Below are 20,486 nucleotides of genomic sequence, written 5' to 3'. Positions count from 1 at the left end.
GACGGCTGGCAAGGAGCGGATGGTGCGATGAGCAGCGCTTCCAAGAGCAACGGCGACGGCAGCGGCAGCGGCGCCGAAAGCGGCAACAGCGACGGCAACGGCACCGGGCCGCTCGCGACGGTCGTCATCGTCAACTGGAACGGGGCACACCTGCTGCCGCCCTGCCTGGACGCACTCGCCAAGCAGGACGCGCCGTTCGCGTTCGAGACCCAGGTGGTCGACAACGCCTCCGGCGACGACTCGCTGGAGCTGCTCGCCAGCCGCTACCCCTGGGTGAAGGTCGTGCGGTCGGACCGCAACCTCGGTTTCGCCGGCGGGAACAACCTCGCGCTGCGGAACGTGACCACACCGCTCGCGGTGCTGCTGAACAACGACGCCATCCCCGAGCCGGACTGGCTGGCCCGGCTGCTGGCACCGTTCGACGAGCCCGGCGGCAGCAGGCTCGGCGCGGTCACCGGCAAGGTCGTCTTCCTGCCCCGGTTCCTGCGGCTCACCCTGGCCACGCCCACCTTCTCCCCCGGCCCCCACGACCCGCGCCAGCTGGGTGTGCGAGTCAGCTCGGTGACGGTGGACGGCCGCGAGGTGCTGCGCGAGGTGCTGTGGGAGAAGCTCACCTTCGGCGCCGAGGGCCCACCGAAGGCCCCGTTCTTCTGGACCCGCGGCGACGGCGAGCTGTGCGTTCCGGTGCCCGAGCACGGCCCCGTCACCATCGGGATCACCTGGGCCGCGGACACCGCCAAGGACGTCACCCTGGGCTGGGACGGCTCGCCGGACGCCCCGACGTCGGGTGCTCTGCCGTCAGGTGCTCTGCAGTCGGACGCTCTGCCGTCGGACGCTCTGCAGTCGTCGTGCACGCTGCCGGTTACGGCCGAGCCGTCCACCGTCTCGTTCACGGTGGGCGCCGACGCGCCGCGGGTGGACGTCATCAACAACGTCGGTGGCATCGTGCTGACCGAGGGCTACGGCGCCGACCGCGGCTACCAGCAGATCGACACCGGCCAGTTCGACAACCCGGAGGAGGTCTTCACCGCCTGCGGCAACGGCATGGCGATGCGGACCGAGCTGGGCCAGCAGCTCGGCTGGTTCGACGACGACTTCTTCCTCTACTACGAGGACACCGACCTGTCCTGGCGGATCCGCTCCCGCGGCTACCAGATCCGCTACGTGCCGGGCGCGGTGCTGCGCCACGTCCACTCCGCGTCCAGCGTCGAGTGGTCCCCGCTGTTCGTCTTCCACACCGACCGCAACCGGCTGCTGATGCTGACCAAGGACGCGACCGCGCGCACCGCGATCTCGGCGGTCGCCCGCTACCCGCTGACGACTGCGTCGATCGCCGTGCGCACACTGCGCCAGGCGTGGCGCTCGCGCAGCCGGCCGGCAGTGCGCCCCACCCTGCTGCGGGTGCGGGTGTTCTCGTCCTATCTGCGGCTGCTGCCCACGATGCTGCGCCACCGCCGGGAGATCGGCGCCGCCGCCACCGAGCGGCGAGTCAGCCTGCAGAGCTGGCTGGTCGAGCGATGACCGCGCCCGGCACCGCCGGTCCGCGTGCGGAGGGTCTGCGCGCGGCCGTCTACAACCGCTTCTGGCACTCGATGGGCGGCGGCGAGCGCCACAACGGCATGATCGCCCAGGTGCTGGCCGCGGACGGCCTCGACGTCGACATCATCGGGCATTCCGACGTCGACCTCGCCGCGATCGGCAGCCACCTGGGTCTGGATCTGTCGGGCTGCCGCTACCGGCGGCTGCCCGACCGCGGCGAGGACGCGATCGCCGTCCTGTCCGAGGAGTACCACCTGTTCGTCAACGGCTCGTACATGAGCCGGCTCGCCCCGCGGTCGCCGCGGTCCGCGTACCTGTGCTTCTTCCCGACGCCGTTCGACCACGACATGGCCGCCTGGCGCAAGGCCGCGGTGCGCACCGCCGGCCCGCTGCTGCGCGGGGTGACCCCCGCCGTCAGCTTCGGGCAGGGCTGGTATCCGCCGGAAGGCGGCCGGCGCCGGCAGTGGACCTGGACGAACGGCTCCGGCATCCTCGCCGTCAACCCCGGCGGCGGGCGGACCCTGCGGGCCGACATCGGCCGGCCCGGCGCCCCCGAGGGTGTGCGGCTGCAGGTCCTCGACGCCGACGGGACGGTGCTTGCCAAGCTGACGGTCGGCCAGGAGTTCGCCCCGTTCGAGGTGGCGCTGCCGTCGTCGTCGAAGGGCACCGAGCTGACCCTGGTCAGCGACGCGTTCTCCCCCGGCGAGGCGGATGTGCGGGAGCTCGGTGTGGCGGTGAGCCGGCCGCGGGTCACCGACGCCGACGAGGGCCCGCTGGAGCGGATGGCGCTGCGCTTCCCGTGGCTGCTGCGCGACCCGGCCGACCTCGGCTACCTCGACGGCTACGACACCGTCATGGCCAACTCGCAGTACACCCGCGGCTGGATCCGCCAGCTGTGGAAGCGGGACTCCGACGTGCTGTTCCCGCCGATCCAGGTCGACCGGCTCCACCCGGCCCCGGAGCGGGAGAAGGCCGTGATCACCGTCGGGCGGTTCTTCGCCCCGGGCCTCGGCCATGCCAAGCGGCAGCTGGAGATGGTCCAGTGGTTCGGTGAGCTGTACCGCTCCGGCGGGCTGCCCGACTGGAAGATGTACGTCGTCGGCGGCTGTGAGGACTCGCAGAAGCCCTACGTCGAGCAGGTCCGTGCCGCCGGTGCGGGGCTGCCCGTCGAGGTGCTGCCGAACGCGCCGCGGGCCGAGGTCGAGCGGCTGCTGTCCACCAGCTCGGTCTTCTGGTCGGCGACCGGCTACGGCGAGGACGACCGGCGCCGCCCCTGGACCGCCGAGCACTTCGGGATGACCACCGTCGAGGCGATGGCCGGCGGCTGCGTGCCGGTCGTCATCGACCGCGCCGGGCAGCGCGAGATCGTCCGGCACGGGCGGGACGGCTACCGCTGGAGCGATCCGGAGCAGGTCGCCTCGTTCACCCGCCGGCTGGCCGCCGAGGACGGGCTGCGCTCCCGGCTGGCCGCGGCCGCGGTCGACCGGGCCCAGCAGTTCTCCGACGCCGCGTTCGCCGACCGGTGGCACGACATCGTCGAGCGCCGCCGGCTGTACGCCTGATGCGGGTGGGTCTCCTGATGCGGGCCGTGTGATGCGGGTCGTTCTCGACGGCACCCCGCTGCTCGGGCCGCGCACGGGGGTCGGCCGTTACACAGCGGCGCTGCTCGCCGGGCTGGGCGAGCTGGCCCGCGTTGACCAGCTCGATCTCGACGTGGCGGCGACCGCGTTCACCTGGCGGGGCTCGGCGGGGCTCGCCGCCGCGCTGCCGCCCGGTGTCCGCCCCGCGGCGCGCCGCGTCCCCGCCCGGCTGCTGCAGGACGCCTGGATGCGCTCCGAGCACCCGCCGACCGAATGGCTCACCGGCGCCGCGGACATCATCCACGGGACGAACTTCGTGCTCGGCCCGCTGGCCGCCGCCAGCGGCGTGCTGACCGTGCACGACCTGTCCTACCTGCGCACGCCCGACACGGTGTCGGAGGCGTCCGCCCGGTACACGACACTCGTTCCGCGCGGGCTGCGCCGTGCCGCCGCGGTGCTGACCCCCAGCCAGGCCGTCGCCGACGAGGTGATCGCCGCCTACCAGCTCGCCCCGGAGCTGGTCACCCCCACGCCGCTCGGCGTCGACCCGGCCTGGTTCACCGCCGCCGCCCCGGCCCGCGGCTGGCTCGCCGCCCACGGCCTGCCCGAGCGTTACCTGCTGTTCGTCGGTTCCGCGGAACCGCGCAAGAACCTCCCGGCGCTGCTGGAGGCGCTGCGGCGACTGCGCGCCACCGAGCGCGACACCCCGCCGTTGGCGCTGGTCGGGCCGCCCGGCTGGGGCCCCGCCCTGGACACTGCCGGACTGCCACCGGAGGCGGTCGTCACCCTCGGCTACCTGGACGACGCCGAGCTGCGTTCGGTGATGGCCGGAGCTGCGGTGCTGTGCTTCCCTTCCCGCTACGAAGGTTTCGGGTTACCGCCGCTGGAGGCGCTGGCCGCCGGGACCAGGGTCGTCGCCGCCGACATCCCCGCGGTGCGTGAGGTCGTCGGCGGCGCGGCGGGCGTCCGCCTGGTGCCTCCCGGGCGGGCCGACGCGTTCGCCGACGACCTCGCCGGCGCCCTGTCCGCCGCCCTCACCGCACCCGCGAACGGCTCCGAAACCGCTCGGGGCCGTGACCACGCCCGCACCTTCACCTGGCGGCGCACCGCGGAACTGACCGCCGCCGTCTACCAGCGAGTCGCGCGCTGAACCGGCGGAGCCGCCCTGACGGAATGCGAACCCCACCCGCACGGCCACCCGTCGAGGATCCCGCGCCGCCGCACAGCACCAGCAGTAGCCCTCAAGAGGGGCAAAAGGGGCGCAGAGTCGCCTGACGACCCGCAAGAAAGAAGGATTTCGGTCGTCGGAACGACCAAAATGGTTCACTCTTGCGACTCGCCAAACCGGACTACCGGACTACGGGACTACCGGGCGCTCGGAGGTCCGACCGCGTTCGTGAAGTGCGAACCTCAGGCACTACCGGGTGGGCCGACGACCTCGCCGACACTTTCGCCGACGACCTCGCCGGCGCCCTGTCTGTCGCCCTCACCGCACCCGCCGCGAACGGCTCCGAAACCGCTCGCGGCCGGGACCATGCTCCCATCTACCGGAGCGGCGCCGGATGCGCCGCGGGCAGGGCGCACCTGCCAGCGGGGAACCGCGGCGGTAGCAAGCATCCACAGCGACAGGGCCAGCAGGGCGAATCCGAGCGCGGCCAAGGCGAGCAGGACACCGACCACCAGCGACGCGCCGCTCGGGCTGAACGCGGTCGCCGCGATGGCGCCGCGCAGCCGGCCGAGCAGGTCCCGGTCGGCCAGGCTCGGGTCATGCCGGGCCAGCTCACGGCTGAGCATGACGATCGTGGTGCACCACAGTGCCCCGACCACCAGCACCGTCGGCAGGCCTCGGCGGGCCAGCGGAAGGGCGGAACATCCCGCCGCCACAGCCAGGGCCAGCATGGGCAGCGCGGGCAGCAGGTAGCGCGCGAACGACGCGCCGCCCGCGGCCACGAAACCCACCAGCGTCGCGACCGCGATCAGGGCCTGCGCGCCGGCGACCAGCCAGCACACCAGATCGATCACCAGTGTGCTCCGGGCCCGCGCGGCACCGTCCCCGGCGTCACGCCCGGCACCACGCCCACGCCCTCGCCCATGCCCGCGACCGCGACCGCGGGCGACAGCGTGGGCGTGGCCCGCGCGTACGGCGGCTGCCATCAGGCCCACCAGGGTGAGCAGCCCGACGCCGACGGCGATCCGATAGGGCCAGCCGAGGAGCAGCTTCGGGCGCCCGAACAGGCCGCGGTAGACCAGCCACCAGAAGTCCTCGGACGTGACCACCTGCCAGGCCGACCGTTCCTCGATCCCGGTGGGGAACATCGACGCGATCCGTCCGGTGGCGGTCAGATCTCCGTACAGCCGCTCGTTACGCAGGTAGAACCAGCCGGCAGCCGCCACCGTCAGCAGGCCGATGGCCACGGCGGCGGCCAGCCCCACCAGTGCGCTGCGCCACGGTGTCGGACGGCGGCCCGGCGTCGAACGTCCGCCCACGCCCAGGCCCGCGCCACGCGCGAGCGCGAGCCCGACCGCCACCCCGACCGTGGGTACCAGCAGCGACGCGGCGATCGCGCCGCTGGCCCGGCTGAGCGCCGCCGCGGGAACCAGAACGGCCACCGCCAGCAGCGTCCGCGCTGACGGCCCCCGGCGCAGGAGCACGAGCGTCGCCGCGGTCGCCGCGGTGATCAGGGCCACCGCGAGCGCGTCGTTGTAGACCTGGGTGGTGACGGCGATGAACCCGCCCATCGCACCGGTAACGGCCGCCGCGGCCACCGCGAGATCCGGCCGGCCGGGCACCAGCACCCGCACCAGCCAGGCCGTGGCGACCAGCGCCGCAAAGCCCACCGTCAGGTTGAGGATCCGCGCCGCGTAGAAACCGGCCAGCGGATGGCCGGCCGACCGGCCGATCCGCAGCGGCACCGATTCGAGCAGATAGAACAGCGGCGGATGGTTCGCGGTGTAGATGACGTCGAAGGTCATGAAGGCGCGGTCCCGGGCCGCGCAGGCCGGCAGCGACGTCTGTGCCGCCCAGTCAGAGGCCGCACGGCGCACCTGCGCCGGGTCGACCCGGCAGTCGGCCGGCAGGCCGGGCATGCCCGGGATGGTCGCCCGTACCGGTGTGTCCAGCTCGGGCAAGCGCCCGTCGCCGACCTCCACCGCGTACGCGGTGTGCTGTGCCTCGTCGGCGCTGGCGAAGGGCTCCGTCGCGAGCACGCCGAGCAGCCCGACCGAGCTCAGCGTCAGCCCCGCCGCGACCACGCCGAGCAGCAACCAACGTCTGGTGGCCACTGGATCGGTACCGCGGCCGTGCTCAGGCCGAGCCGGAGACGTTCGAGCCGGAGACGTCCACCGCGGCGATCGCGGAGAAGTCGTCGTCGGTGTGACCGGCCCGCTCGGCGGCCGCTGTCAGTGCCAGGGTCGCCTCGGCGACCGGCAGTGGCCCCGCGACCGACGCCGTGGCCAACCGGACGTCCTTCGCCAGGCCGGTGACCGTGAACGCGGCCTGGGAGTAGTCGTCCGACTCCAGCATCGGCCGCTTGTAGTTGACCAGCGTGCCGAGCGGCCCGGCGGCGAGCTCGGCGAGCACCAGGCCGCGGTCGAGGCCGAGGTCGGTGCCGTAGCGAAGCACCTCGGCGACGGCGGCCATCCCCTCGGCGAGAGCGAGGTTGACGACGGTTTTCAGCTCGCTGGCGGTTCCGATGGACCCCACATGGTCGATACGCTCCGGATCGCCGAAGGCCTCCAGGATGCTCCTGGCCGCGGCGAGATCCGCGTCGGCGGCGCCGACCAGAATCCGCAGGGTGCCGGCCTCGGCCGGGCCGACCGTGCCGACCACCGGGGCGTCCAGGTAGCGCAGCCCCGCGCCCGCAGCCGTGCGGCCGAGCTCCCGTGCCGCCGCCGGGCCCACCGTCGTGCAGTTGATCAGAAGGGCGCCCGGCTCGGCGGCCGGCACGACCGCGGTGAGCACCTCCGCGACGGATTCCGGGTCGAACAGCATCAGCACGCAGGCCTCGGCACCGCGGACGGCGTCAGCGGGGTCCGCGGCCTCGATGGCACCGGCCGAGGTCAGTTCCTCGGCACGCCCCGGGGTGCGGTTCCAGACGACCAGCTCGTGGCCGGCGACCAGCACGTGGCGGGCCATCCGGCGCCCCATCCGGCCGAGGCCGAGAAACGCGATCCTCACAAGGTCCCCCCATGAAAGCGGTCCGCGGGCCGGGCACGCAGCACCCTGACGAGCGCGACGGCTCCCAGCACGGCGCCCGCGGCGAGCAGGCCGATGACCGACCCCAGATAGCGGTAGTCGAACGCGGACGTCAAAGAACTCAGCAGCAAGGTGGACATACCCGCTCCCGCCGACAGCCAGAACAGCCGGCCCGGCCCCGCCACGCCACGAATCCGCCCGGCCGCCCCCGCGAGCACGCCGGCAAGCAGGCCCAGGCCGACCAGCGGCATCACGGCGTAGGACAGCCCGGAGTAGAACGAGAGCACCGCGGCGGGGCCGTCACTCAGGTCCTTGACGGCGAAGTAGCCGTCGGTGGCGTGCGGCTGCCCGTCGGGCAGCCGGTTTCTGGTGGTGTCGGGCAGCTCCCAGGTGTCTGCACGGCTGGTGAGTTCGGTCTCGTACTGGACGGGCCAGAAGTAGCCGCCCAGGTAGCGGGCCGTGGTGGTGATCATCATCCAGGGCTGGGCCCGGATCACGTGCTGGGCGAACTCGCCTGCGAGCTCCTCCCGTCCTGGTGGGACAAGGTCGTTTCCCTGCCGCAGCAGCGAGTCGTCAGGCCACAGATAGGTCACCGGTGAGCCCCTCTGCGCGAGTGGCCGCGGGTCGCAGAGCGACCGTAGATCGGCGTCGTCGGGCAGCCGGTCGCAGTCGGCGAACGGCGCGACCCGCCCGTAGAGGAAGAAGCCCGAGTGGGCGCTGACCGTGAAGCCACTGCCCTGGCTCGCGCTCCAGGCCGAGTACGCGACGACCGGCGCGGCCGCGGCCAGCACGAACGCCACCACGGGCGCGACGACACGGACAGCCCTGCCCGCGCTGGAAGCGCTGGAAGCGCTGGAAGCGCTGGAAGCGCTGGAAGCATCGGCGATGCTGGTGGCGCTGGTGGCGCTGGTGGCGCCGGTGCGGTGGTGACCGATGACCAGGATGATCGTGCCGGCAACGCCCAGGGCGATCGGGCCATAGCCGACCGTGCGGACCGTGACGCCTGCTCCCAGCAACAGGCCGGCGAGGGCGAACCGCCAGCCAGCCGGGCGGCCAGGCCAGGCCAGGCCCAGGACCCCGCCGAGCACCAGCGTGCCGAACAGGCTGTCGGCCAGGACGAACTGGCCGAGGTCGAGCACCCAGGGCGCCAGCAGCGCCGGGGCCGCCACCAGGGCGGCGGGCCAGCCACCGCGGCCTCGGGCCGCCGCGGCAGGACCGAACCGCTCGAACAGCCGCCGGGCGGTGGCGTACAGGGCCACGCCGACCAGCAGCGTCAGCGCGTGCTGGACGATCACCAGCCTGGTCAGGTGGTCGGGCGCGCCGAGGACCCGCAGGAACATCGGGTAGCCCGACGGCCGCCAGTCCCCCGCCCAGAGCCTTCTCGCGGCCTGGTCCAGGTACGCGGGGGAATCCCCGTAGTAGAGCAGCGCCGGCCGGTAGGCCCAGACGACCACCACCCTGGCCGCGACGGCCAGCACCAGCACAACCAGGAAGGCCGCGTGGCGCTCCCACAGCGGCGCCGGGAGGCGGCCCCACAGAAGACGCAGAAGACGCGCACGCCCGTCCTGCGGACGGCCCGGCCGCGCGGCCGGGATCTGATCGGCAGGCGGATCCGAAGGGGCCGGGCGATCAAGGAGATCGGAGCGCGGCTGGCTCGACTGAGCGGGTACCTCTCCTGCCGCCACCCCGTCCCGGGCCGGCGGTGTGCCTACCGGGGACGGCGGGCCCGATGCGCTCGCCATTTGGGAGTCAGTGTCCCAGCCCGCACGCGGCGGCCGTGCGCCGCCCCCGGCCGGTCGCCCGGGGTGGCGCAGGGCCGTCACGCCATCAGGCGCCGGTGGGTGCGGCGACGTCCAGGGCGTCCGCGTCCAGCTTGGTGAACAGGCCACCGGACCAGACCAGCTCCCGCCCGGCGGCGACCGGCTGCCGTGCCCACACCCCGAGGTCGATGCCCAGCACCTCGGCGACCCGCGCGGAGCTGAACGGCAGGAACGGTGCCAGCGCCGTCGTGATGCCGGAGATCGCCTGGACGGCGACCGCGAGGCTGTGCGCCGCGGTGGCCTTGTCGACCTTGACGGTCTTCCACGGCTCCTCGCGGTAGAGGTAGGCGTTCACCTCGGCGGAGATCTCCATCGCCGCGCGCAGTGCGGCCCGCAGCTCGACCCGCTCCAGCAGCTCACCCACCCGGACGAGGCCGGCGTCGACGGAGGCGAGCAGCTCGGCGTGCACCCCGTCGAGATCACCGGTCTCGGGTAGCGCCCCGCCGAAGAACTTGTTGATCTGCGCCATCACCCGGTTGACGAGGTTGCCCCAGTTGGCGATCAGCTCGTCGTTGACGCGGCGGACGATGTCCGCGTCCGAGATCTCGGTGTCGTTCTGCTCGGGGAGCACCGAGGCGAGCGCGAAACGCAGCGCGTCCGGCTGGAGAAGGTCGAGGTACTCGCGCACACCCCGACCGATCCCCGCCGACTTCGACGCCTTGGCACCGCCGAAGGTGACGTACTGGTTCGCCGGGACGTCGGTCGGCAGGTCCAGCCCGCCGTGGCCGAGCAGCATCGCCGGCCAGATGACGGTGTGGAAGGGGATGTTGTCCTTGCCGACGAAGTAGTAGGCCGCCGCCTCCGGGTCCTCCCACCAGGCCCGCCATGCCTCGGGGTCACCGGTGCCCGCCGCCCACTCCTTGCTCGCCGACAGGTAGCCGATGACGGCCTCGAACCAGACGTAGAGCCGCTTGCCCGGCCCGAGCTCGTCAGTGGGCAGCGGGACGCCCCAGTCCAGGTCACGGGTGATCGCGCGGTCGTGCAGACCGTCCTTGACGAACTGCACCGACCAGTTCAGCACGTGCCGACGCCAGCCCTGGCGGGTCTGCAGCCAGTCGAGCAGCTGGTCGGAAAGCCCGGACAGGCGCAGGAAGAAGTGCGTCGTCTGGCGCATCTCGGGGACCGCGCCGGTGACCTTGCTGCGCGGGTCGACCAGCAGCTCAGGGTCGAGCGTGCGGCCGCAGTTCTCGCACTGGTCGCCCCGCGCCTGCGTGTACGAGCAGTGCGGGCAGGTGCCGACGACATACCGGTCGGGCAGGAAACGGCCCGCGTCCGGGTCGAAGAACTGCGAGGTCTCCTTCGGGTAGATGTACCCGGCCTCGCGCAGCCGGGTGAACACGCTCTGGGCGACCACCTCGTGGTTGTGCGTACGGGTGGTGGTGAAGAGGTCGAAGCTGATCGCCAGATCGGACCAGATCCGCAGGAACTCCGGGTGGTAGCGGTCGACGATCGCCTGCGGGGTGACCCCCTCCTCGTCGGCCCGCACGGTGATCGGCGTGCCGTGCGCGTCGGACCCCGAGACCATCAGCACCCGGTTGCCGATCATTCGCTGGTAGCGGGCGAAGATGTCGGCGGGCAGGTAGGCACCGGCGATATGCCCGAGGTGCGGCTGCCCGTTGGCGTAGGGCCACGCGACGGCGACAAGGACCGGTCGGCCCGGACGCCGCGCTTCCGTGTCGGGGGTCTGAGTGCTCACAGCATCAAACTACTCGCCGGCCGCGTTGCCGATCTCCGATCAGAGGTCGGCTCAGAGCTCGGCGCCGAACTCGGCGAAGGCCGCGGCGAACGCGTCGTCCCAGGGGCGCAGTGGACGCAGCCCGGCGTCCTGCCAGGAACGCTGGGACAGCACCGAGTAGGCCGGGCGCGCCGCCGGGCGCGGGAACTCCGCCGTGCTGATCGGCACCACCTTCGCCGGGTCCTGCCCGAGCGCGCCCACGATCGCGCGGGCGAAGCCGAACCAGGTCGTCTCCCCACCGCCGGTGCAGTGGTAGAGGCCGGGCGTGGGCCGCGCCGTGACCAGGTCGAGCAGGCCGGCGGCCAGATCGGCGGACCAGGTGGGGCTGCCGTGCTGGTCGGCGACGACGGTGAGCTGGTCACGCTCCCGGGCCAGCCGGGCGATCGTCTTGACGAAGTTGCCGCCCGTGCGCCCGTACACCCAGGCGGTGCGCACGACGTACGACCCCGGGCAGAGCTCCAGCACCGCCTCCTCGCCGGCGAGCTTCGTCCGCCCGTACGCGCACCGGGGCCCAGGCGGATCGGTCGTCTCGTAGGGCTTCGAGGCCGCGCCGTCGAACACGTAGTCGGTGGAGATGTGCACGAGGACGGCACCGGCCTGGGCGCAGGCGGCAGCCAGGTGGGCCGGCCCGGCGGCGTTCACCGCGTAGGCACCTTGCTCGTCCGACTCGGCTCCGTCGACGTTCGTCCAGGCGGCGGTGTTGATGACGACGAGCCCGCCCTGCACCCGGGCCGGGCGGGCCTGGTCGGCGATGACCGCGCGGACCCGGGCCGCGTCGGAGAGATCGAGCTCGGACCGGGTGAGGCCGGCCCAGGCGAGCACACGCGGGCTGTCAGCACGGGACTCGGCGTCAAGAAGGCGACACAGATCGCTACCGAGCTGTCCACCGGCACCAGTGACGAGGATGCGCACCCCGCGAGTCTGGCAGATGTATGCAAACAGCTGTTGACACGCCGTCGGCGATGTCGTCACGCACCCGCGACGGGTCCGGCGGCGCCAGCCGGGGCGTCGGTGCGTGCGACTACCCTGAGCGGTGATGACGCTCGAGACGCCTATGCCGGAAAAGGCCGACCCGCAGGAGAACGAACCGCGGCGGGACGGCCCGCAGGGATCGAGGCGTCCGAAGGTCCCGGTTCTGGTGCTGCTCATCACCGCGCTGCACGTGGCACTTCTGGTGACCTACTCGTTCGTCTACACCACCTGGACGGGCTACGACGAGGCACAGCACGTCGACATGGTCTACGGCCTACAGCACGGGGCCGGCTGGCCCGCCCCGGGCGAGAAGATGATCGCGACCGGCGTCGCCTCGACCTCCGACGACTTCGACCGCGGCCGGTTCCACGACATGTTCCAGTCCGGCGGCAAGCGCCGCGGCTCACCGTCGTTCGCCGAGATCACCCCCACCCCGCGCGGCGACCGGCTCTCCTTCGACGAGCTCGGCGGCGCCACGCCGGTCGACGACGGCCGGCTGTCGAACCAGATGATCCAGCATCCGCCACTGGTCTACGCCATCGGCGCCGGCCTGCTGGACGTCCTGGCGGGCTCCGAGCACTGGGCCTACGACCAGCAGGTGCTCGTCCTGCGGCTGCTGAACATCCTGCTCCTCGCACCTTTGCCGCTGCTGGCCTGGGCCGCGGCGCGCAGGTTCGGGCTGCGCGGCCCGCTGGCGACCGCGGCGGCGGCGCTGCCTCTGGCGGTGCCCGGCTTCACCAGGGTCGGCGCGACCTTCAACAACGACGGCATCCTGGTCCTCGCGACCGGCGCGCTCACCGTCGTCCTGGCCGGGGTCGTCCGCGGTGACCTGCGCCGGCGTACCGCGGCCTGGGCCGGCCTCTGGTTCGGCGTGGCCATGCTGTCCAAGGCGTTCGCCTTCGCGCTCCCGTTCACGATCGTCGCCGCCTACCTGGTCGGCTGGCGTCAGGCCCGGCGCGACCAGCACCCGGCCGGCAGCCCGCATCCGCCCGGCGGCCGGGTCCGGGTGCCGGTGCTGCCCGCCGTGATCGCGGTCGGCCTGGGGGTGGCGATCGGGGGCTGGTGGTGGGTCCGCAACTACCTGCTCTACGACGCCCTCCAGCCGAACGGCTGGGCCACCGACCCGCCGCGCCGCGAGCCGCTGCTGCTGCCCGACTCGTTCTTCACCTGGTTGTGGTACTTCGTCCGGACGATGATCAGCCGCTTCTGGGGTGGCCTCGGCATGTTCGAGCCCCCGCAGCTGTCGCCGATCGCGATCGTGGCCGCGACGGTGACCGTGGTCGGTCTGTCCGTCACGGCCGTGGTCACGGCGGCCCGGCGCCGCGCGCCCGTGCCGGAGGCCGTGACGGAGGACGCGCCGGCGGCCACAACGGACGCCGCTCCGGACTCCGCAGTGGAAGCCAGCCCGAAGGCCACGACCACGGCCAGCCCGGAGGCCACGACCGTGACCGAGGCCGCGACGGAGGCCACGACGGCCGGTGCTGGGCTGGGCTGGGTCACGCGGGCGGCCGCTCCGCTCGTGCTGCTCGCGCCTGTTTTCTTCGCGTATCTCATGGTCGGGCAGCGGAGCTGGGCCGAGTACGAGCGGTATACCCGGGGCATCGCGGTTCAGGGCCGCTACCTGTACCTCGGTCTGGTGGGGCTCGCGGTCGTCGTGGCCGCGGGGCTCGGGCGGTCACTCGGCCGGCGGGCCCGGTGGGCGCCGTCGATCGTCCTGCTCGGCGCCCTGGTGATGCAGGGGCTCGCGCTGCTCGCGGTGTGCAGCTACTACTGGCTGCCACGGGGTGTCCGTTTCGTCCCTACCCGGATTCCGGACGTCGTCTCCGCGATCGCCCGCTGGGCGCCGCTGCCCGTCGGTGTCACGATCGGCGCCTTCGTCCTGACCGGGCTGCTGTGGGTCGTTGTTCTCCTTGCCTCCGTCCGCACGGCCCGGCAGCGCGGCACCGCCACGGCCAGCCGAGCGCCTGGGGAGACCAGGGCACCGGGGGAGACCACGGGGACCAGTTCCCAGCCCGACCCGGTGGCGCTGATCTGACCCCAACCGGGCCCCCGCACCGCCGCCACACAGCGTCAGCCATTCACCGCAAGCAGCACAAAACGGGCGCAGGGCGCCTCAGCAAGCCGCACGAAGGCAGGACCTTGGCCGTCGGAGAGCCCGTCGTCGAGTCCCGATCTTCGGGTTTCCGTTGCCCCCGCTGCTTCTCAGCAAGATGTGGCGATTTCAGCTGCCGCAGCAGCCGAAATCCTCGCTCCTTGCGGATCGTCAAGTGACCATCCGCCCCTTTTGCAACTATTGGTGAAATTTTGGTCTGACGGTGTGCGGCAGCACGGGCCCGGCGGGTCACCGTGCGACACCTGAACCACACCCACGGTCATTCCTGACGACATCGCGTGTACTCCGACCCCCCGAGGGCATGCAACGTGATGCTACGAGTACGTTGAGTAGCTGCATGCACCGAGGAGTCGCGGGCCGAAGTCGAAGGCCGACCGCCGAGCGAACGGATCGTGGCCACGTCCGGGCACGTAGCGGAACGGGCTGACATCCCCGCAGGCACGGTGAGCTACCGGAAGATGGCGGAGGGGGACATGTGACCGGTGCTGGACCTCGCGCCTCGACCGGGAGACCTCCCGGTCCCGAGGCACATCACCTCCGCCTCGTGCCGCCGGTGGGCACCCGCCGCCGACCGATCGCCGCCAGGCTCACCACCGGCCTCTGCGGCGCCCTCTCCTGCCTGATCTTCGCGTTCGTGGTGGGGGGATTCGCGCTCTACGAGCACTTCGACCGCCAGATCAACCGGCTCCGGCTGAGCCTGGAGGGCGAGCGCCCCGCCGACCCGATCGAGGGAACGACGAACTTCCTGCTCGTCGGGTCCGACAGCAGGGCCGGCACCGGAAACGAGTTCCAGCACGACGGCGAGGTCACCGGGCAACGTTCGGACACCACGATCCTCGCCCACCTCGACGTGAACGGGACGACCACGCTGGTCTCCTTCCCACGCGACACCCTCGTCCACATCCCGGGGCACGGCCGGGACAAGCTGACCCAGGCGATCTCGATCGGCGGCCCGTCGCTGCTGATCCGCACCATCGAGCGGCTCACCGACATCCGCGTGGACCACTACGTGTCGGTCGACCTCGCGGGCTTCCGCGACATGACCAACGCGATCGGCGGGGTGACCGTCTGCGTGAAGGCCCTGCCGGACGGTTCACGGAGCAACCTGCACGACAACTGGTCGCAGTGGCGGGGCCGGGTCGGCGAGAACCACCTCGACGGCGACCAGGCGCTCGCGTTCGTCCGGCAGCGCCATGGCCTGCCCGACAACGACTTCGACCGCATCCACCGCCAGCAGCAGTTCATCGGGGCGGTGTTCCGCAAGGCCACCAGCGACGGCGTGCTGACGAACCCGGCCCGGCTGGAGAGCCTGATCAGCGCGACGACGAAGTCCCTGACCATCGACGACGGGACGGACATCGACGACATGCGGCTACTCGCGAAGCGGATGAGCGCGATGAGCTCCGACCAGATCAGGTTCGTCACGATCCCCGTACACGCGCCGACCCCCGCGGAGGGCGGAAACGCCGTCGGCGAGCTGCCCCGATACGGATCGGTGCAGCTGTACGACCCCGCGCAGCTCAACGCGTTCCTCGCTCCGCTGCGCGGCCGGGCGCCGGCCCCGTCCGCACCGGCGCGGCCCGCCACGGCGGCACCGAAGGACGTCTCGGTCGACGTCTTCAACGCGGCCCGGATCGGTGGCCTCGCGGGCGCGGTCGGCGCGGACCTGTCGAAACTGGGCTTCCGGGTCGGCTCTCCCCGCGACTGGCCGGCCGGCCGGCTCTCGACCAGCGAGGTCAGGTACGGGCCCGGGCAGGAGGCCGCGGCCCGCGCGGTCGCCGCCGTCGTGCCGGACGCCCGTCTCGTCCGGGATGACGGTCGCGCCAGCCGGGTCTCGCTCGTGCTCGGCACGTCGTTCCAGCAGGTGCGGCCCGGGGCGGCTCCGGCGCCCGGCACCCGCGCGGTCTCCGGGATGCCCTCACCTGGGTCATCCGCGTCCGCCACGGGCTCCCCCACCACGGCCGACACCGCGGCGACCGGTACCAGGACGAGCGCGCCCCTCACCGCGACGCAGCTGACCACCGGTTGCACCTACTGAGACTGCCGACAGCCTGCCGACAGCCTGCCGGAGGGCCCGAGGTGGCGACCCCGAAACGGTGCCCGCGCGGTGTTCGCGCGGCGGACGTTCGGGGTCGGTCCCGGGAATCGGTAGCGTTATGTTCCACGGCGGATCAGCACCGCCGGCACGCCCCGCCATCACCACCACGCCACCACCCGCCACCGGCACCGCCGACGACCGGATTGGAGACCGCGACCGTTGGACGTCCGGTTCGTCCCAGCTGCCTCGGTGCTCCGCGCCGTCGCCCTGCCGTCCGAGGCCACGACGGAGGCCACGACGCAGGCACCCGCCGTGCCCTTCCCCGGGGTGGCCGCCGCGCTCGCCGCGCGACTGACCCGCGACCCGGGCCGACCAATGGTCACCTTCTATGACGACGCCACCGGCGAGCGGGTGGAGTTCTCCACCGCGACCTTGGACAACTGGGTCGCGAAGACCGCCAACCTGCTGGTGGACACGGTTGGCCTGGCGCCCGCGGACGCCGTCGGCATCGACCTTCCCCCGCACTGGACAAGCTGCGTGATCCTCCTGGCGGCCTGGTCGGCGGGCATGGAGGTCCAGCTCGCCGTGAGCCCGGGAGGGCCGGTCGACGAGCGCGAGGCGGGCGGGCACGGCACGGACCGACACGTGGCTGGCGAGCACGGAGCCGGCGAGGCGCCGCGGCACCCCGGCGTCATCTTCACCAGCGAGGACCGGCTCGACATCGCGACCGCCCTCGACGTCGACGAGGTCGTCGGGCTTTCGCTACGCCCGCTCGGCGGCCGGCTGCGCGCCGCGGTGCCGGGGGTGCTCGACTACGCGGTGGAGGTCCCCCCGCACGGCGACCGTTTCGGGCCGCCATCGGCGCCCGCGGAGCAGGCACGGCTGCTCGGCCTCGCCGCCGCCGTGGCACGCCGCGACGCGCTGGGCCCGGAGGATCGCATCCTCACCGTCGGGGGGCCCGCCACCGTGGCAGGGCTGCTGGTCGCCACGCTGGTCCCGCTGGTCTGCGGCGCGTCGGTGGTTTTGTGCCGCAACCTGGACGACCTTGACCCGAAGGCGCTGGCGCGCCGGGTCGACAGTGAGCGGATCACCACTGTCGACTGGTCGGTACCGCAGTCCCGCACCACCGGCCTGCCGCTCCAGGTCCGCAGGCTCCCCGCCCCCTGGTGACCTGCGCTGCCCCGCCCCAGGCCTGCACCCGAAGCGGCAAAGGCCTGGGCTAGACGCTCGTGCCCTGCTTCCGGGCAGTGAGTGAACTCTCGGTGATCTCCTGAAGCTCACCGGAGTCGACGTCGTAGACGAAGCCCCGCACCGATGTCGATGCCCGCAGGAACGGTGACGAACGCAGCGTTCGGATGCCCTCGAGGACATCGACGGCGACGTCGGCGAAAGCCCGAACCCGCCAGGGCGGGCGGACACCGGTCCGCTCGGCGAGGGCCTCGCTGAACCCCTCGTCGCTGATCTGTTCCATACCGCACCTGGTGTGGTGCACGAGAATGATCTCGGTGGTGCCGAGCGCGTGCTGGCTGACCGCCAGCGATCGCTCGACATCCTCGGTCACCACTCCACCGGCGTTGCGCACGATGTGCGCGTCGCCCTCGGCCAAGCCGAAGAGCGCCTCGACGTTGAGACGGGCGTCCATGCAGGCCACGACGGCGACGCCGGTCGCCGGCTGGCCCGGCAGCGGGGGTCGTTCGGGGGTGCCACCACGCAGTGCGGCGAAGTCCGCCGCGCGGGCTAGCAGGGTGCGGGTCGCACCCTGAGCGGGTCCGACATCCTCGGGCGCGCTCATGACCGCAGGTCACCTCCGTCGGTTCGTCGCTCACGCGGCATGACGAGCCGCGGAGGGATTGCCACTGCCCCAAGCATGCAGGGCCCGGACACCCGCCGCCACTCACTCTGCCCCGATTGGGGGCGTGGGTGTCGCCCTCGAAAAGGGACTTCGTCACACACTCAGGGCATTTCTCCCCACGAAGGCAGCCGTGAAGCCGACACAGATCACGCGTGCGGTGCGAGTGACGTATCGATCGGGAGGCGACCGGGAACACTGTGACAGTGAACCGTCACCCAGCGCAGCCCTGGCCGGCTCGTGCCCACATCCGGGCCCGGGCCGCCGTTCGTCCGGCCCTCTCGGCGTGTCGGCCTCGTCGGCGCACGGGAACGGCGGAATCATGACGCGGGCATCGCGGGCGGCCCGCCCAGCACAGCGGGCCTTTCACAAGCAACCGGCCTTCCACAAGCAAGGGACGCCGGTCCGTAAACGGACGCTTCGGGACCGCGACGCGCCCAGGACCCGCAGGCCCCGGCTCCGGGGGCGGCGACCGAGTCCGGACGAGTCGTCTGTACTCTCTCCTGGTGGTCAAAATCGATGTTCGCAAAGTCGATCGGCGCCGCCCGTGGTGAGCCATCGGATGCCACGCTCACGGATTCAGGTGCTCATCCACGAGGTGGGCAAGTTCGGCATCGTCGGGGCGATCTGCTATGCGATCGACTTCGCCGTCTCGAACCTGTGTCACACCCTTCTGGGGATGGGGCCGCTCAGCGCCAAGACCGTATCGACGGTGATCGCGGCGACCTGCGCGTACATCGGTAACCGGCAATGGTCGTTCAGCCATCGCGCGCGCACCGGAGTCCGGCGTGAGTACAGCCTCTTCGTGGTCCTGAACGCGATCGGTCTGGCGATCGCGCTGGCCTGCCTGGGCTTCGCCCGGTACGTCCTGGGCCTCGAAGGAGTGGTCGCGTTCAACCTGTTCGGCAACGTTCTCGGTACCGGGCTGGGCACGATCTTCCGCTTCTGGGCCTACAAGAAATACGTTTTCCTGCATCCCGACCACCCGAAGGTGGCGGCCCCGCCGGTCAAGGACCAGCGGATTCCCGAACCCGCCGGCCAGGCCTGACTGGTCCGCGGAAGTGGCCCGGCCCGAGGCGGATCACCGCCGGGCCGGGCCTCTTCTTGTCCTGCCTCCGCCCCGCCGGGACAGAAAGGGAACAGGTTGGTTCCGGTACCGATCAGTTCTCCTGCCGGCCGGCTGCGCTAGGCTCGCGTCACCAGCCCATGCACAGCGTGCCGAGTTCTCCACCGGAGGTGACCTGGTCACCCCGGTACAACGCACGGCCCGCTCAAGGTCCAGGAGGGTGCGCCGTGACGCGGCCGACACTCGCATCACCCAGGCCCGGCGGACGCCCCCGCGACGAGAGCAGGGACCACACCATCCGCCAGGCGGCCCTCGAGCTGCTGGCGGAGCACGGCTACGACGGCGTGACCATGGACCGCGTGGCCACCCGCGCCAAGGCCGGAAAGGCCACCATCTACCGGCGCTGGCCTTCCAAGATCGCGCTTGTGATGGATGCGCTCACCCAGTTCACCGAGCAGACGCTTCAGGTCGCCGAAGCCGACTCGATGCGCAAGGAGCTGGTCGCCTTCCTGTCCGCCTTCGCGGACCTGGTCGGCCACGCACAGGGCCGGATCATGGCCGAGGTCGTCTCCGAGATGCCGCGCAACCCCGAGCTGCGCGCCGCGGTGCGCGAACGCATGTGGAATCAGCGCATGACCACCTCGGAGGGCATCGTCAACCGCGGCATCGCCCGCGGCGAGGTCGGCGCGTCCGCCGATCCGAACATTCTCGTCGAGGTCGGCACGGCGATGATTCTGCAGCGGCTGCTCATCACCGGGGATCCCGTCGACGGGGCCTTCGTCGAGCACATCGTGGACGACGTGATCCTGCCCTACGCACGCGGCATCTGAATCTCGCCGCGGCTCGGAGCAGGCCTTGCGGCGGCTCACGCACGGCGGATCCGGGTACCCGGAATCCGGATGGCGACTGCGGGCAGTGACCGTGTTGAAACCCTGACCGGATGGTCATGTCCGAAAAGCGACCCGGACCAGCCCAATCTCCGCGTGACTCCTACTCTTGGGCGGGCACCAAAGTCGAACCCGCACCGGCCACCCGTCAACCCACGGCGGACCGCTCCCGGACCGGGCACGACCGGGCGCCCACGAACGCCCAGCAGCTCGACGCCCGGAACCTGCCACCCATGCACGCGGCGCCGGCACGCGAGGGTCGTCCAGGTTCCATCGCACCACCACCGGACCGGTCACACCGACCGTGGGCGGCGCGCTACAGGCACATCGCGGTACAGGCACATCAGGAGGGACGTCATGCAGCCACCGAACCCGGGTCAGCACGATCCGGACGCCGAAACCCGGCGCGCCGACAGCGGTGGTCCCGGCTTCAGTGGTGGTCCCGGATTCGACGACGACGCCGTGACCCAGATTGCCGGCGGCGGTTCGACACCTCCCGGCTCCTATCCGTCCGGTCGCGGCGGCTACCAGCAGCCGGGTGGCGGGGCGGCCGGCGGGCAGCAGCCACCGGCCGGCGCGGGCTACGGCCAGCAGCCGTACCCGCCGACCGCCGCCTACCCGCAGACCGGCGGGTACCAGCAGGGCGGTGGCTACCCGCAGACAGGCGGGTACCAGCAGGGCGGTACGGCGAT

General features: G+C 72.2%; 14 protein-coding genes and 1 pseudogene. 9 read left to right on the top strand and 6 right to left on the bottom strand.

Annotation, left to right across the window (positions count from 1 at the left end; translation table 11 throughout):
• The first annotated feature begins 27 nt into the window (after positions 1-27).
• The 3 genes from FREUN1FDRAFT_RS02645 to FREUN1FDRAFT_RS02635 are packed head-to-tail and all read left to right on the top strand — an operon-like array spanning position 28 to position 4,269.
• Positions 28-1,521 carry a glycosyltransferase family 2 protein gene (locus FREUN1FDRAFT_RS02645; protein WP_006538389.1) on the top strand — a complete coding sequence of 498 codons (1,494 nt, stop codon included), beginning with the start codon at positions 28-30 and terminating at the stop codon, positions 1,519-1,521.
• Positions 1,518-3,101, top strand: coding sequence for a glycosyltransferase (locus FREUN1FDRAFT_RS02640; protein WP_006538388.1), 1,584 nt, complete (start codon positions 1,518-1,520; stop codon positions 3,099-3,101). Before FREUN1FDRAFT_RS02645 ends, FREUN1FDRAFT_RS02640 begins: the two co-directional genes overlap by 4 nt.
• A gap of 31 nt (positions 3,102-3,132) precedes the next feature.
• Positions 3,133-4,269 carry a glycosyltransferase family 1 protein gene (locus FREUN1FDRAFT_RS02635; protein ID WP_006538387.1) on the top strand — a complete coding sequence of 379 codons (1,137 nt, stop codon included), beginning with the start codon at positions 3,133-3,135 and terminating at the stop codon, positions 4,267-4,269.
• A gap of 260 nt (positions 4,270-4,529) precedes the next feature.
• On the opposite strand, the gene FREUN1FDRAFT_RS02630 is transcribed toward FREUN1FDRAFT_RS02635, so the two are convergent.
• The 5 genes from FREUN1FDRAFT_RS02630 to rfbD form a co-directional block, all read right to left on the bottom strand.
• Entirely contained in the window at positions 4,530-6,401 is a 1,872-nt protein-coding gene (locus FREUN1FDRAFT_RS02630; protein WP_006538386.1) for a hypothetical protein, read from the bottom strand.
• Positions 6,402-6,423: 22 nt separating this feature from the next.
• A complete protein-coding gene (locus tag FREUN1FDRAFT_RS02625; protein WP_006538385.1) occupies positions 6,424-7,296 on the bottom strand; it encodes an NAD(P)-dependent oxidoreductase in 873 nt (290 codons plus the stop codon).
• On the bottom strand, positions 7,293-9,056 hold the full coding sequence (locus FREUN1FDRAFT_RS02620) for a hypothetical protein (RefSeq protein ID WP_006538384.1): 1,764 nt from the start codon (positions 9,054-9,056) through the stop codon (positions 7,293-7,295). The genes FREUN1FDRAFT_RS02625 and FREUN1FDRAFT_RS02620 overlap by 4 nt, the downstream gene beginning before the upstream one ends.
• A gap of 85 nt (positions 9,057-9,141) precedes the next feature.
• Positions 9,142-10,830, bottom strand: a complete 1,689-nt coding sequence (gene metG, locus FREUN1FDRAFT_RS02615) for a methionine--tRNA ligase (RefSeq protein WP_006538383.1) — start codon at positions 10,828-10,830, stop codon at positions 9,142-9,144.
• A 51-nt stretch (positions 10,831-10,881) separates the two neighbouring features.
• Positions 10,882-11,781 carry a dTDP-4-dehydrorhamnose reductase gene (gene rfbD / locus FREUN1FDRAFT_RS02610; RefSeq protein WP_050795715.1) on the bottom strand — a complete coding sequence of 300 codons (900 nt, stop codon included), beginning with the start codon at positions 11,779-11,781 and terminating at the stop codon, positions 10,882-10,884.
• 124 nt (positions 11,782-11,905) lie between these two features.
• Between rfbD and FREUN1FDRAFT_RS02605 the strand changes: the two genes are divergently transcribed.
• The 3 genes from FREUN1FDRAFT_RS02605 to FREUN1FDRAFT_RS02595 all read left to right on the top strand — a co-directional run bounded on the left by FREUN1FDRAFT_RS02605 (position 11,906) and on the right by FREUN1FDRAFT_RS02595 (position 17,162).
• On the top strand, positions 11,906-13,876 hold the full coding sequence (locus FREUN1FDRAFT_RS02605) for a glycosyltransferase family 39 protein (RefSeq protein ID WP_006538381.1): 1,971 nt from the start codon (positions 11,906-11,908) through the stop codon (positions 13,874-13,876).
• A gap of 553 nt (positions 13,877-14,429) precedes the next feature.
• Positions 14,430-15,992 carry an LCP family protein gene (locus FREUN1FDRAFT_RS02600; RefSeq protein WP_006538380.1) on the top strand — a complete coding sequence of 521 codons (1,563 nt, stop codon included), beginning with the start codon at positions 14,430-14,432 and terminating at the stop codon, positions 15,990-15,992.
• Positions 15,993-16,211: 219 nt separating this feature from the next.
• A complete protein-coding gene (locus tag FREUN1FDRAFT_RS02595) occupies positions 16,212-17,162 on the top strand; it encodes a TIGR03089 family protein (RefSeq protein WP_006538379.1) in 951 nt (316 codons plus the stop codon).
• A 49-nt stretch (positions 17,163-17,211) separates the two neighbouring features.
• On the opposite strand, the gene FREUN1FDRAFT_RS02590 is transcribed toward FREUN1FDRAFT_RS02595, so the two are convergent.
• On the bottom strand, positions 17,212-17,784 hold the full coding sequence (locus FREUN1FDRAFT_RS02590; protein ID WP_006538378.1) for a carbonic anhydrase: 573 nt from the start codon (positions 17,782-17,784) through the stop codon (positions 17,212-17,214).
• Positions 17,785-18,403: 619 nt separating this feature from the next.
• Between FREUN1FDRAFT_RS02590 and FREUN1FDRAFT_RS02585 the strand changes: the two genes are divergently transcribed.
• From FREUN1FDRAFT_RS02585 to FREUN1FDRAFT_RS44900, 3 genes and pseudogenes are all read left to right on the top strand, one after another.
• Entirely contained in the window at positions 18,404-18,889 is a 486-nt protein-coding gene (locus tag FREUN1FDRAFT_RS02585; protein WP_006538377.1) for a GtrA family protein, read from the top strand.
• A gap of 245 nt (positions 18,890-19,134) precedes the next feature.
• Positions 19,135-19,737, top strand: a complete 603-nt coding sequence (locus tag FREUN1FDRAFT_RS02580) for a TetR/AcrR family transcriptional regulator (protein ID WP_006538376.1) — start codon at positions 19,135-19,137, stop codon at positions 19,735-19,737.
• Positions 19,738-20,151: 414 nt separating this feature from the next.
• A pseudogene (locus tag FREUN1FDRAFT_RS44900) lies at positions 20,152-20,486 on the top strand (hypothetical protein); the annotation flags it as partial.

This window comes from Parafrankia sp. EUN1f (assembly GCF_000177675.1).
GTDB lineage: Bacteria > Actinomycetota > Actinomycetes > Frankiales > Frankiaceae > Parafrankia.
Note: the sequence above shows the minus strand (reverse complement) of the source record. Positions and strands in the feature narration are given on the sequence as shown.